8 protein-coding genes are annotated in these 14,780 nt (G+C 58.8%); all 8 read left to right on the forward strand.

Annotated features, from left to right (window positions below; genetic code table 11):
- Positions 1–5 precede the first annotated feature (5 nt).
- The 8 genes from nrdE (at position 6) to AC5RUM_RS07615 (ending at position 14,734) form a co-directional block, all read left to right on the forward strand.
- Entirely contained in the window at positions 6–2,162 is a 2,157-nt protein-coding gene (nrdE, locus tag AC5RUM_RS07580) for a class 1b ribonucleoside-diphosphate reductase subunit alpha (protein ID WP_494034359.1), read from the forward strand.
- Between the two features lie 91 nt (positions 2,163–2,253).
- A complete protein-coding gene (gene nrdF / locus AC5RUM_RS07585) occupies positions 2,254–3,228 on the forward strand; it encodes a class 1b ribonucleoside-diphosphate reductase subunit beta (RefSeq protein ID WP_400575771.1) in 975 nt (324 codons plus the stop codon).
- Positions 3,229–3,783: 555 nt separating this feature from the next.
- On the forward strand, positions 3,784–4,590 hold the full coding sequence (locus AC5RUM_RS07590; protein ID WP_494034360.1) for an SMODS-associated NUDIX domain-containing protein: 807 nt from the start codon (positions 3,784–3,786) through the stop codon (positions 4,588–4,590).
- A gap of 56 nt (positions 4,591–4,646) precedes the next feature.
- Positions 4,647–5,987 (forward strand): SMODS domain-containing nucleotidyltransferase, encoded by a 1,341-nt coding sequence (locus tag AC5RUM_RS07595; protein ID WP_494034361.1) that lies wholly within the window; start codon positions 4,647–4,649, stop codon positions 5,985–5,987.
- Positions 5,988–6,639: 652 nt separating this feature from the next.
- The gene (locus AC5RUM_RS07600; RefSeq protein WP_494034362.1) at positions 6,640–8,136 is read left to right on the forward strand and encodes a type I restriction-modification system subunit M; all 1,497 of its coding nucleotides are present in this window, start codon (positions 6,640–6,642) and stop codon (positions 8,134–8,136) included.
- A 74-nt stretch (positions 8,137–8,210) separates the two neighbouring features.
- A complete protein-coding gene (locus AC5RUM_RS07605) occupies positions 8,211–9,311 on the forward strand; it encodes a restriction endonuclease subunit S (protein WP_494034363.1) in 1,101 nt (366 codons plus the stop codon).
- Between the two features lie 21 nt (positions 9,312–9,332).
- Entirely contained in the window at positions 9,333–11,117 is a 1,785-nt protein-coding gene (locus AC5RUM_RS07610; protein WP_494034364.1) for a DUF262 domain-containing protein, read from the forward strand.
- A 185-nt stretch (positions 11,118–11,302) separates the two neighbouring features.
- Complete coding sequence (locus AC5RUM_RS07615) at positions 11,303–14,734, forward strand: DEAD/DEAH box helicase family protein (protein WP_494034365.1); 3,432 nt, start codon at positions 11,303–11,305, stop codon at positions 14,732–14,734.
- Positions 14,735–14,780 lie beyond the last annotated feature (46 nt).

Raw genomic sequence — 14,780 nt, forward strand, 5'->3', positions numbered from 1 at the left:
AGCCCATGGACACGGCTGTTGAAAAGCAGGAGAAGCCGGCGCTCCCTGCCGCGTACAAGGGCCTGGGCTACCACGAGCTGAACGCCATGCTGAACCTGTATGGCCCCAACGGCGAGATCCAGTTCGAGGCCGACCGCGAGGCCGCACACCAGTACTTCCTGCAGCACGTGAACAACAACACGGTCTTCTTCCATGACCTCGAGGAGAAGCTCGACTACCTGGTGAAGAACCAGTACTACGAGCGCGAAACCCTCGACCAGTACACGATGAACTTCATCCGCGAGCTCTTCAGGCGCGCGTACAAGAAGAAGTTCCGCTTTGAGACCTTCCTGGGCGCCTTCAAGTTCTACACGTCCTACACGCTGAAGACCTTCGACGGAAACCGCTTCCTGGAGCGCTATGAGGACCGGGTCTGCATGGTCGCCCTGCACCTGGCCCGCGGCAACGAGCAGCTGGCCACCCAGATGGTGGATGAGATCATCGAGGGCCGCTTCCAGCCCGCCACCCCGACGTTCCTGAACGCCGGCAAGAAGCAGCGCGGCGAGCTGGTCTCCTGCTTCCTGCTCCGCATCGAGGACAACATGGAGTCGATCGGCCGTTCCATCAACTCCGCGCTGCAGCTGTCCAAGCGCGGCGGCGGCGTGGCGTTCGCGCTGACCAACATCCGCGAGGTCGGCGCCCCGATCAAGCAGATCGAGAACCAGTCCTCCGGCGTCATCCCCGTGATGAAGCTGCTCGAAGACAGCTTCTCCTACGCCAACCAGCTCGGTGCCCGCCAGGGCGCCGGTGCCGTGTACCTGCATGCCCACCACCCGGACATCTACCGGTTCCTGGACACCAAGCGGGAGAACGCGGACGAGAAGGTCCGCATCAAGACGCTGTCCCTCGGCGTCGTGATCCCGGACATCACCTTCGAGCTGGCCAAGAAGGACGAGGACATGTACCTGTTCTCGCCGTACGACGTCGAACGCGTCTACGGGATGCCGTTCTCCGACGTCTCGGTCACCGAGAAGTACTACGAGATGGTGGACGATTCCCGGATCAAGAAGACCAAGATCAAGGCGCGTGAGTTCTTCCAGACCCTCGCCGAGATCCAGTTCGAATCCGGTTACCCGTACATCATGTTCGAGGACACCGTGAACCGGGCCAACCCGATTGACGGCAAGATCATCATGTCCAACCTGTGCTCCGAGATCCTCCAGGTCTCCCAGCCGACGACGTACCACGATGATCTGTCCTACGACGAGACCGGCAAGGACATCTCCTGCAACCTGGGTTCGCTGAACATCGCCAAGACGATGGATTCGCCGGACTTCGGCCTGACCATCGAGACGGCCATCCGGTCGCTCTCCGCAGTCTCGGACATGTCCAACATCACCTCCGTCCCGTCCATCGCCAAGGGCAATGACCAGAGCCACGCCATCGGCCTGGGCCAGATGAACCTGCATGGCTACCTGGCCCGTGAGCGGGTCCACTACGGTTCGGAAGAGGGCCTGGACTTCACCAACATCTACTTCTACTCCGTGGTGTTCCATGCCATCCGCGCGTCCAACCTGCTGGCCATTGAAACTGGCCAGAAGTTCGCCGGCTTCGAGAAGTCCAAGTACGCGTCGGGTGAATTCTTCGACAAGTACACGGAGCAGGAGTGGGTGCCGGAGACCGAGAAGATCAAGGAGCTGTTCAAGAACGTCCACATCCCCACACAGGATGACTGGCGCGAGCTGAAGGCCTCCGTCATGGAGCACGGCATCTACAACCAGAACCTGCAGGCCGTCCCGCCCACCGGCTCGATCTCCTACATCAACAACTCCACCTCCTCGATCCACCCGGTGGCATCCAAGATCGAGATCCGCAAGGAAGGCAAGATCGGCCGCGTCTACTACCCGGCGCCGTACCTGACCAACGACAACCTTGAGTACTACCAGGACGCGTACGAGATCGGCTACGAGAAGATCATCGACACCTATGCCGCAGCCACGCAGCACGTGGACCAGGGCCTGTCACTGACGCTGTTCTTCAAGGACACCGCTACCACCCGGGATATCAACAAGGCCCAGATCTACGCCTGGCGCAAGGGCATCAAGACCATCTACTACATCCGTCTCCGCCAGCTCGCGCTGGAAGGGACCGAGGTTGAGGGCTGCGTCAGCTGCATGTTGTAGCTTCAACTAAATCGTACCTGTACGACGGCGGGCAACCGCCCGCCGTCGTACGCTTTAATCAAGAACCAACCCAAACTTTTTAGGGGAAGACATGACCGAGAGGGTCAAGCTGCTGACGCACGTCGAGGCGATCAACTGGAACCGGATCCAGGACGACAAGGACGTGGAGGTCTGGAACCGCCTGGTCAACAACTTCTGGCTGCCGGAGAAGGTGCCGCTGTCCAACGATGTCCAGTCCTGGGCAACGCTGACGCCGGCGGAGCAGCAGCTCACCATGCGGGTGTTCACCGGACTGACGCTGCTGGACACCATCCAGGGCACCGTCGGTGCCGTTTCGTTGATTCCGGACGCGCTCACGCCGCACGAAGAAGCCGTGTACACCAACATCGCGTTCATGGAGGCTGTGCACGCGAAGAGCTACTCGTCGATCTTCTCGACGCTGTGCTCCACCAAGGAGATCGACGACGCGTTCCGCTGGTCCACGGAGAACGAGAACCTTCAGAAGAAGGCGCAGATCGTCATGGACTACTACCAGGGAGACGATCCCCTGAAGCGCAAGGTGGCCTCGACTCTCCTGGAGAGCTTCCTGTTCTACTCGGGCTTCTACCTGCCCATGTACTGGTCCTCACGGGCGAAGCTGACCAACACGGCCGACCTGATCCGCCTGATCATCCGCGATGAGGCCGTACACGGTTACTACATCGGCTACAAGTTCCAGAAGGGCCTGGAGAAGGTTTCCGAGGAGCGCCGCCAGGAGATCAAGGACTACACCTTCGAGCTGCTCTTCGAGCTGTACGAAAACGAAGTCCAGTACACGCACGACCTCTACGACGGCGTCGGCCTGGCCGAGGACGTCAAGAAGTTCCTGCACTACAACGCCAACAAGGCCCTGATGAACCTGGGCTACGAGGCGATGTTTCCGGCCTCCGTCACGGACGTGAACCCTGCCATCCTGTCGGCCCTGTCGCCGAACGCGGACGAGAACCACGACTTCTTCTCGGGCTCGGGTTCCTCCTACGTGATCGGCAAGGCCGTTAACACCGAGGACGAGGACTGGGACTTCTAGCACTCATTCATTCTGATTCGCCAAATCCCGGCCTCGGCGCGGTTGGATGTGAGGTGCCAGCTTAGTTGGCACAACTGACAAGTTAGTTGGCGCTGTGACAAACAGTATGGCGCGGCGCCAACTATTTTGGCCGGCATTAGTTGGCGATTTGACCCATGCTGCATGGATTTTCAGGAAGAGTCCCGGCTTTCAAGGTTGGGCGCTGTCTGCTACTCGTGAGCAGATCCCCTTGTGCCATGTCGGCCTAGTTGCAAGAACAGGTCCCTATTGGAAGAAACACATCGTGTAGTTAGAAGTCTTCCAAGTAGACGTGCTGCTTGGGATTCGCAGCTACTGTATGGACAGCCTAGTTGGTCCTTTGGACAACCTATTGTGTGAGGTTCGGAGCGGTTGCCCGGCTAGTCGAGATCGGGGTCGAGCGACGTCAACAGAACCGGCATATTCGAGCTCTCCGCTTAAGCCCTGCCAACCGTAGATTACTGAATGGCGGCGACAGCTCTGCCTACTCGGATTGGCTCAGCAACTCGTCAACAACTGCGATTAAGGAGTCTAAGCGTGGCTCGCTTGTTTGTTTATTTCATCGGATTAGTAGTTTCGACAATCGCGATGTTTAATTCGGATTCGGACAAAGGATTCTTCGCAGTCGCCAGCGGTTTCGCGATCGGCTTCGCCATACCGCTGTTAGACACCATTATTGCTAACTTTCGTTTTCTGAAGGTCGCTTGGTACGCCCTCCGTACCTGGAAAGGCCGTGTCCGTATCTCTGCGTCGTACCTCTATCGCATTCAGGTTGATGGCGACTACTTACTCGTGAAGGGACAACGGTTCGATCAGTATCAACCCGTCGGGGGTGTCTACAAGACCCATCCGTCATCGTCAGGCAGACTCCGCGACATGAACGTCCTGAACGACAATTTGTTGATCCCGGACGCGGTCAGTGAGGGCGACCTGCGGGTGCGCGTCCCGGGAAGAAATCTAGTTTCGTTCGTGCGGTGGTTCGAGGGAGAACGCGGACGTGAGACCGACTGCTGGCGCGAGTTCCATGAGGAACTCATTGCTACCGGCATTCTGCCCCAAGAGGTATTTAGACTCATCAAGTACGACCGAATCGAACGCCTTTATCGCCCGATGAAGTACAGCCCATGGGCAAAGAGCCAGGAACTGCTGATCGCAGATATTTTGGATCTCCTTCCATCGCCTGACCAGCTTGCTGCGCTGCGGCAGCTGAAGACCACTTCAGACTCTCGGATTCTTTGGGCTCAAGAAGACCAAATCCGACGAAGGGGAGCAGCAGACGGTGCAGCCAGCCAGACGACCCAGATCGCCCAAACGGCAGAGTGGACTATTGATGCCGCTATTTGAAGTCAACGTGTTGTGCTTGGCTACTGAGCAACTGAACTTCTCCAGGAGGACAAAACGTGAGTCAGCACAGTGATTTCAAGGCGTTTCTCACGGAGAAGGTCAATTTGAACCAAGGCAGGTTGAACCTGCTCTCTCAACGCGTGACCGCCATTGAGAACTTCCTGTCGAACGATGAGGTTTTTGGTGAGTATGTAACCGAAGTGATCCCGCAAGGCTCCTTCGCGCACGGGACCATAATCAAGCCCGTCGGTAACAAAGAGTTCGACGCAGACGTGTTAGTCCCGATGGATGGGGTCGACGGCTGGAATCCCAGTGACTACGTGCAGAAGTTATACGAGGCATTTGGGCGCAGTGCGTCTTACAAATCGATGCGTTCGCGCAAGAAGCGCTGCGTGACGATTGACTATGCAGGCGACTTCCATGTCGACGTGGTCCCGTTTGTGAACCGATACGGCACTGCCTACGTCACCAATAGGAACACTGACCAGTTTGAAGCGGCTGCCCCTGACGAATTCACCGAGTGGTTAGAGGGAAAGAACCGAATCACGAACGGAAACCTCGTCAAGGTCGTCCGACTCCTGAAATACCTACGCGACCACAAAACCCGCTTCGCGATCCCGTCGGTCACGCTGACAGCCGCGCTGGCCCACCACGTCAGCGAGAGCGCGAGAATTGTCGACCCGGACGCGTACAAGAACGTCGCTGAAACGCTCCGAACACTCTCGGCGGCTTTGGCTACCCAACTCGCCGGCTATCCCAACGAGGCTCCCTGCATTATCGACCCCGGCACTGGTCGGAACCTGGCTGACCGCTGGCAAAGCCACAACTACCGGACCTTCAGGACCCGATTCACTTCCTATGCTGAAAAAATCGGTGAAGCCTGCGATGAGTACGACTACAGCAAGGCAGTGAAAATCTGGCGAGATCTGTTCGGATCTGACTTCGGCCTGATCGCTGAGTCCGCCAGCCTTACGGCGGGGGCTTCCACTCGGTCGCTGGTGCCGGCATCTGAGCGGTTCCTGGACCGCGATTTCAACATCCCCGAAGCCCTCAACTCGGCCTATCGCTTCAAAACCGTCGGCTACGTCGTCCCGGGGAGGGGCTTCCGCGACGGCCCGTTACCGCGGCGAGGTGACAGGGTCGGGAAGCACCGATCCTTGAAGTTCAAGATTGAAAAATCGAACATCCCTGAGCCATATGACGTGTACTGGAAGATTCGGAACTACGGAGAGGAAGCAGAGAGGGCCCACTCTCTTAGAGGTGAAATCCAGAAGGACGGCGGCGCGCGCAGTTGGACCGAGATGACCTCCTACATCGGATACCACTATGTCGAAGCAATGATCGTCAAGGACGGCACTTGCGTCGCAAAGAGCCGCCAGGATGTCATCGTAGTCTGAGGACGAGCCGCCGGTGCGAACGACGGGAAGGCACAACTTGTGGCAAGCCGCTTTACGAGCGTGACGAACCACCTAGACTCACTCTCGTACAGCCCCTTTTCAAGTCCCCATCCTCGGTGCCAAGCATTGGCTTCAGGCGCTGCACCTGTCCCCGCCGAAGCCCCTTGAACCGGCCATCGTCGAGGTCCTTGGCGGTCACGGGACACTCTGCAATCATGGACGCAACATCAGAGGGGCGAGCCAATGTTCGGTCAGCCCGAAGCCAAACTTGCAATGGCAAAACAGGATTCTCATACCGTCAAGTCGAATGTCCTCATCGCTCAGCGCGGAGTAGGACGGTGCGGCAGCGGCGCAGCCGCTGACCGCCAGGATCCCGAACAGGGCTGTTGCCGCCAGGGAGCGAAGAGAGCGGGGCAGGTGCATAAACTTCCCCCGATGTCAGGCAGGCTGCCCCGGCGTCACCAATACTAGCTCGACGCTCTGGAATTCACCTTGACAGCCATCGGCTTTTCATCGCCCCGGAAGGACCTCTTTACGGCTAAAAGGCACCCGCACTTGCAGTCGTCTTCAGAGTGACGCCCAGGCAGCAGCCTAGGATCCCCTGACGAACACGTGGTCGAGGCTCTGTAAGACTCTCTAATAGGATGAACCGGTGATAACGGGCGAAATTAAATCTCAAGTAGACAAGGTCTGGAACGCGTTCTGGACCGGTGGCATTTCCAATCCCCTGGAAGTGATCGAACAGATCACGTATCTGCTCTTCCTGAAGCGCCTCGACGAGAACCAGACGCGGGCGGAGAACAAGGCCAACCGCACCGGTAAACCGGTCGAAAACCCCGTCTTCCCCACGGGCCTGGATGACAAGGGCCGCTCCTACCAGGACTTCCGCTGGAGCAAGTTCAAGAACTTCTCCCGCGATGAGATGTACACAGTCTTCGCCGAGCACATCTTCCCGTTCCTGCGCACCGGTCTGGTACAGCTGGCCAACGGCGAAGAATCCTCATATGCCCAGCACATGAAGGACGCCCGCTTCACCATCCCCAACGCCGGGCTGTTGGAAAAAGTCGTCGACATTATCGATGAAATCCCCATGGACGAGCGCGACACCAAGGGCGACCTCTACGAATACATGCTCGGCAAGATCGCCTCGGCCGGACAAAACGGCCAATTCCGCACGCCCCGCCACATCATCAACCTCATGGTGAAGATGACAGCGCCCCAGCCGCTTGAGGCAATCTGCGACCCCGCCGCTGGCACTGCAGGATTCCTAGTGCAGGCCGGTGAATACCTCCGGCAGCACAACCCCAACCTGCTCACCAGCCCGGAACAGAGCCGGTTCTTCCACCACAGCCAGTTCCACGGCTACGACTTCGACAGCACCATGCTTCGCATCGGGTCCATGAACATGCTCCTGCACGGGGTGGAGAACCCGGACATCACTTACCGGGACTCTCTGGCGGATCTCCACGGGACTGAGGAGGAAAAATACGACGTCATCCTCGCCAACCCGCCGTTCGCGGGCAGCCTGGACTACGAAAACGTCGCCAAGGACCTGCTCTCCCTGGTTAAGACGAAAAAGACGGAACTGCTCTTCCTGGCCCTGTTCCTGAGGCTGCTCAAACCCGGCGGCCGGGCTGCCGTGATCGTGCCCGACGGCGTGATGTTCGGATCCTCCGCGGCGCACAAGACGCTGCGAAAAATGCTGGTCGAGGACCACAAGCTCGACGGCGTGGTCAAACTCCCATCAGGTGTCTTCAAACCCTACGCCGGGGTCTCCACCGCGATCCTGTTCTTCACCAAGACCAACTCCGGCGGCACCGATAACGTCTGGTTCTACGACGTGACATCGGACGGCTTCAGCCTCGACGACAAACGCATCCCGCTGGAAACCTCCGACCTCAACGACGTCCTGGGACGCTGGCAGCAGCGGACGACGACGGAGGCCGATCGGGCAAGGACCGACCAGTCCTTCCTCGTCCCCAAAGCCGAAATCGCCGAAAACGGCTACGACCTCTCGCTGAACAAGTACAAAGAAGTTGAGCACGAAGAGATCGACCACAAGGAGCCAGCCGACATCATTGGCGATCTGGAAAAACTCGAGCAGGAAATTACTCTGGGTATGGCCGAACTGAAAGAACTCCTCAAATGACAACGACACTCGAGCTGTCGGGGAGTCAACCGCGGGCAGGGACTGGAGAGACTCCGCACGTCCCGCTCGTTAGTGTGTGTGACATCATCATGGGCCAGGCGCCGGCCGGAGATTCGTACAACACTCTGGGGAACGGTGTCGCCCTGATTGCTGGGGCAGGTGATTTCTCTGACGGGATTCTGACACCTAAGAAATTTACTGACAAGCCGACCAAGCTCTCAGAACCTGGCGACATCGTACTGAGTATTCGCGCCTCGATTGGAGACAAGGTATGGGCAGACCAGGTTTATTGTCTGGGACGCGGCGTGGCGGCACTTCGCGCCAAGCCATCCATAGATTCCAAGTATCTTTGGCACTGGCTGTCCGCATCCAGACAGACCCTGATGGGCAAGGCTAAGGGCGCCACTTTCCTCCAGGTCAACCGAAGCGATATTAGTGAGCTTCTGATTGCTGTCCCGCCTCTGGACGAGCAGCGGCGGATTGCGGCCATCCTGGACAAGGCCGACGTGCTCCGCACCAAACGCCGCCAGGCCCTCGCTCAACTCGACGTCCTTACCCCATCGATCTTCCACAGCATGTTCGGCGACCCGATCCTCAACCCGATGGGCTGGCCGTTGGTCGCCCTGTCTCAGCTGGGGACGCTAGAAAGAGGGCAGTCCAAGCACCGTCCTCGCAACGACCCCAAACTGCTCGGTGGACCGCACCCGCTGATTCAGACGGGAGATGTGGCCAACGCCTCGGGCTACATTCGGAAATTCTCAGCCACCTATTCTGAAGTCGGGTTGAAGCAGAGTAAGAAGTGGCCTGCAGGCACGCTCTGTATCACGATCGCTGCCAATATCGCCAAGACTGCAATTCTCAAACTCGATGCATGCTTCCCGGACAGTGTTGTGGGCTTTGAATCCGACGCGGCGACCACAGAGTATGTCAGAACCTGGTTCTCCTTTCTCCAGAAGACGCTGGAGGCTAGAGCTCCCGAATCGGCTCAAAAGAATATCAACCTGGCGATCCTGAGAATAATAAAAGTCCCCGTTCCTCCGCTTGACATGCGCAGGCAGTTCGCGGACCGGGTGGTGGCAGTTGAAAGACTCAAGATCCAGCAGCAGACTCACCTGTCCGAGCTCGAAGCCCTATTCGCGTCTCTACAGCACCGCGCCTTCAGCGGTCAGCTGTAGTCGCTAGCCGAAAGAACACCAATGATCGATTCAGTGAAAGACTGTGCCGTCTCAAGCCTTTTGGGCGTCGACCACAAGATTGTCTACGTCGTTCCCCCGTATCAGCGCGAATATACATGGTCCAAGTCGCACTGGGAGGATTTGATAGACGATGTGCTGGGCGCTCCGGAGGGATACTTCCTCGGGTCGATCATCTGCATAAACCAGCAGAAGGACGCAACTGACATCGCCCAGCTGGAACTCGTCGATGGACAGCAGAGAATGACCACTCTGTCCATTCTGCTCGCGGCTCTCTATTCCTGCTTGGCCAGCCGGAAAGGCGACCTCGACGAAGATGACAACGCATCCCTTATCAATCTGCGGCGGAAGCTGGTCCTCAAGGACCCCATGGACCATCCGAGGCTCACGCCGCAACGTCAGAACAACAACGCGGGGGACTATGTCGCTGTCCTTAGTGAAGCCAGCGTCGTTAAGCAGCTTAGGAACAGGCCTGGCAATCTAGGCAACCGGCGGATCATGAAATGCTACCGCTACTTTGTGGACCAGATTGAAGCCAGGATTAGCCCCTCAGAACCATCGCACACCCAACTCCTGAAAATGGTAGACCAGGTTTCCGCCGCTGTGCTGGTCAAGATTGAAGTCAAGAATCACTCGGACGCCTACGTTCTCTTCGAGTCGCTCAACAACCGCGGTGCACAGCTAACGCCGATCGACCTGATTAAGAACAAACTGCTGGCCTCCACCCATGGGAAAGACGCCCAAGCTGTGGAAGCGGTCTTTGAAGAATGGATGGGCATTATCGACCTGCTGGGCGACGATTACTCTTTGCAGGAACGGTTCTTCCGCCAGTATTACAACGCCTTCAAGGAAGTACTGAATGACGTAGTCAATGAGCCGGTGGCCACGCGGTCCAATCTGATCCGCATCTACGAAAAGCTGATCGAGCACGGACATGAGGAATTTGTCAGGCGAATAAGTGCGGCAGCAGTGGTTTACAGCCAAATTGCCGGCGGATCACGGAGCTCCGAGAACTCTGCGCTGAACGCCGCATTGATCCGGCTCCGCAGGGCGCAGGGGGCACCGTCTCACTTGCTTCTCATGTACTTGATGACGAATCAGGGCCGCCTAAATCTCACCGATGGCGATCTAGTCGCGATATGCGACCTGCTGGTTGCCTTCTTCGTTCGCCGAAATGTAACGGGATTGCCCGCTACCTATGAACTCCAGCGTCTCTTCATGGCGATCACCCAACTACTTCACCATGGCGCCGGCGAGCCCATTTTCGATATGCTGCGCGAACGGCTGGTCGGCATTTCGTCGTCCGACGATTCGTTCCGCGAAAAGCTTGCTGGCAATGCCTACGAAGACTCCTATGACATGACCCGCTTCATTCTGTGTTCGCTTGCGGAGGCTAGCATGACGGACGAGACACGTGTAGATCTTTGGGCAATGGAAGGAAAGAGACATGCCTGGTCCGTCGAGCACATCTTCCCGCAAGGTGCCAATATCCCCGCATCCTGGATTGACATGATGGGTGGATCTCCCGAGGTGGCGAAAGCCGTGCAGGCGGAACACGTTCACACTCTAGGGAATCTGAGCATCACACGCTTCAACGCGACGCTGAGCAACAAATCATTTGTCGACAAGCTTAATGCTAGAGACAGCAACGGTAACTCCGTGGGGCTAAAGAATATGCTCCGAATCAATGATGATGTGATCAGTGAGTCGACCTGGACGAAGCAGCACATAATCCAGCGAAGCCAACGGTTGGTTGACGCGGCTTTCAACTACTTCCGACTTAAGTAGAGGAGACCGTCCTAGCCTGCGCCGACGGAGGCTAGGAAGGTCTCCCTGCGTAAAGGTTTCTGTAAGCTTTCCTGCTGGACCCGCCCGCCGTTAGGCCTAATAGGCGAAATTCCGCTGGAACGGATGTTGCCATGCGAAGCGGCTGGCTGCATCAACTAGGCTCCACGTAGAGGAGCAACAAGGGAGTGGCATTGGGGGATGTGAACAGCAATTTCGCTGTACTGCAAGCGGAATGGCCGGGTATCGCGAAAGAGGCGCGGCTGGCCGAGCTGTATGCGCGGCGGGACCCGCGGTCTTCGCTGCTCTACGCCCGGCGGACAATCGAAACGCTGCTGGCCTGGCTGTATGACGCCGACGCCTCGCTTGCGTTGCCGTACAGAGGCGACCTCAACGCCTTGATGTCGGAGCCGACGTTCAAGCGGCTCGCGGGCGAGACGATCGTAAGCAAGTTCCACCTGATCCGTAGAGTGGCGAACAGCGCCATCCACACCAACACTTCCATCACGGTCCAGCATTCTGAACAGACCATTCGGGAACTCTTCCATGTCTGCATCTGGCTGGCGCTCCGCTACACCCGTGATCCCGCCAACCGCCCGGCCTCTACGCTAGCGTTCAAAAGTGAGTTCCTCAGCCCGCAGCTGAGAGCAGGCGTTCCGGCACCCTCGGTGAAGCCCCGCACTGCTGACCAGACTGCGAAACTCGCACAAGAACTGGCTACCAAGGATGCGGCGCTGACCGCCCAGAAGCAGGACAACGAGCAACTGCAGTCCCAGCTCGCAGCGCTGCGTGCGGAGATCGCCCGGGCGAAGGAAGAAAACAAGAAGCTCCCAGACAGCCACGACTACACCGAGGCCGAAACCCGGGTCTACATCGACCTGTACCTGGGCGAAGCAGGATGGTCCCTGGACAAGGCCGAGGACCGAGAATTCGAAGTCCACCACATGCCCACCCACGCCGGCCCCACCACCGGAACTGGGTTCGTGGACTACGTCTTGTGGGGATCCGACGGCAAGCCACTCGCCGTCGTCGAAGCCAAGCGGTCAGCCAAGTCCCCCTACGAGGGGCAGCAGCAGGCCAAACTCTACGCCGACGCGCTGGAGGCGGAGAAGGGCCAGCGCCCGGTTATTTACTACAGCAACGGCTACGAGCATTGGATCTGGGACGACGCCTCCGGCTATCCTCCGCGCCCAGTCCAGGGCTTCCACACCCGGGACCAGCTCCAGCTGATGGTGGACCGCCGCACCACCCGAAAACCCCTGCCCACGGCGGCCATCAATACTGAGATCGCAGGCCGCAGCTACCAGCAGGCGGCCATCCGGGCCGTCACCGACGCCCTGGAAACGGACAAGGAACGCAAGGCGCTGCTCGTGATGGCGACCGGCTCCGGAAAGACGCGCACCGTCGTCGCGCTCTCCAGCCTGCTGATGCAGGCGAACTGGGTCAAACGCGTCCTGTTCCTGGCCGACCGCGTCGCCTTGGTTGATCAGGCCGCCCGCGCCTTCAAAACCAATCTCCCCGGATCGTCCCCGGTGGTGCTGGGCCGCGATGTGCAAGCGGACAGCCGCATCCACATCGCCACCTATCCGACGATGATGAACCTGATCAACGAACGGACAGACGACGGCACGGTCCTGAAGCAGCGGTTCGGGATCGGCCACTACGACCTGATCATCGTCGATGAGGCCCACCGGTCCGTGTACCAGAAGTACCGGGCCATCTTTGAGTACTTTGATGCCTACCTGGTGGGTCTGACCGCCACGCCGCAGTCCGAAGTGGACCGCAACACCTACTCTCTGTTCGACATCGAGGATCACGTCCCCACGTTCGCCTACGAGCTCACGCAGGCCATCTCCGACGGCTACCTCGTACCGCCCCGGACTGTGTCCATCTCGCTGAAGTTCCCGGTCGAAGGAATCCGCTACGAGGAACTCTCCGAGGAGGAAAAGGAGGAGTGGGACGCCGCTGAATGGGATGAGGACGGTGAGATCCCCGACTCTGTGGATCCGGCGATTCTGAACACCTGGCTGTTCAACGCCAACACCGTGGACAAGGCACTCGAGGTGCTGATGACCCGCGGGCACAAGGTCGCCGGGGGAGACCGGCTCGGGAAGACGATCATCTTCGCCAAGAACCAAAAGCATGCCGAATTCATCGCCGAACGGTTCAACACCAACTACCCTCAATACGGGGGCACTTTCGCGAAGATCATCACCCACAGCGTCAACTACGTCTCCACTCTGATCGACGCCTTCGCCCGCACCGAGGACAGCCCACACATTGCCGTGTCCGTGGACATGCTGGACACCGGCATCGACGTGCCCGAAGTGGTCAATCTGCTCTTCTTCAAGGTGGTGCGCTCCAAGACAAAGTTCTGGCAGATGGTGGGCCGCGGCACCCGACTCAGGCCGGAGCTGTACGGACCTGGTGAGGACAAACAGGACTTCTTCATCTTCGACGTCTGCCAGAACATTGAATACTTCAATGCCGAGCTGCCGGGTTCGGAAGGGTCCTTGGGCCAGTCCTTGGCGCATCGCAGCTTCGCCGTCCGGACACAGCTGCTGGCCGAAGCCCGCACTGCCGGGCTCGACGGCGACTTCGTTCCGGCACTTCAATCCGGCCTGGTGGGGCAAGTAGCGGGGCTGCCCCGGGAGAATTTCCTGGTGCGCCCGCAGCTGCAGTGGGTGGAGAAGTTCACCAAAGCCGAGTCGTGGGCAGCACTTGGCACGCAGGATCTGACGGACCTGCAGACCAGGCTGGCCCCCTTGGCGACGCTGGCTTCCGCTGCCGATACGGAGGAAGCCAAACGCTTCGACCTGCTGATGTATCAGGCGCAGCTGGCTTCACTGAACTCTGCGGCCGCTGTCGAGCCTTACCGCAAGAAAATTGTCGAGATTGCGTCCGCCCTGCAGGATCAGCCGAACATCCCCGCTATTGCAGCCCAGATGGTCCTGATCCAGGCGGTTCTGGAGGGAGAGGAGTGGGGCCAGGTCTCGCCTCAGTGGCTTGAGCTGATCCGAGTGCGGCTCCGTGGTCTGGTGCATCTGATTGAGAAGAAACGCCGGAAGGTGGTCTACATGAACTTCGAAGATACCCTTGGCGAAATTCTCGAGGGAAAGCTGAAGGGTACCGTGACCGGGTCGGTTGATCTTGCCCGGTACCGCGAGAAGGCCCGGATGTATCTGCAGGGATTCATGGACCACATGGCAATCCATCGTCTCCGCCGCGGACTGCCCCTGACCCAAACGGACCTGGATGAACTTCAGCGCATGCTAATCGAGAGCGGCGCGGGTTCACCCGAGGAACTTGAAGCGGCCACCGCACAAGCCGAGGGGCTAGGGCTGTTTGTTAGGTCGCTGGTGGGCATGGACCGCCAGGCCGCCCTGGATTCCTTGGCGGACTTCGTGGGGGACAAGACCCTCAACGCCAACCAGCTGCACTTCGTTGACATGATCGTCCAGCAACTCACCGAGAACGGAGTCGTGGACATCGGCGCGCTGTACGAGTCTCCCTACAGTGACGCGGCGCCGGCAGGGCCGGAGAGCTTGTTCCCGGATGCAGATGTCGACCTGCTGGCTGAGGCGCTGGATCGGGTGCGGGTTTCGGCCATGGTGGGGTAGCTGCCGCGTTGGTCGAGGGGTGCCCTTGGCTACCGTAGGCATCCCG

This window comes from Arthrobacter sp. B2060 (assembly GCF_059090445.1).

What these genes read in the sequence shown, in the direction of transcription:
- nrdF (WP_400575771.1), top strand. Translation starts at nt 2,254, where the DNA reads ATGACCGAGAGGGTCAAGCTGCTGACGCACGTCGAGGCGATCAACTGG.
- AC5RUM_RS07610 (WP_494034364.1), top strand. Translation starts at nt 9,333, where the DNA reads ATGATCGATTCAGTGAAAGACTGTGCCGTCTCAAGCCTTTTGGGCGTC.
- nrdE (WP_494034359.1), top strand. Translation starts at nt 6, where the DNA reads ATGGACACGGCTGTTGAAAAGCAGGAGAAGCCGGCGCTCCCTGCCGCG.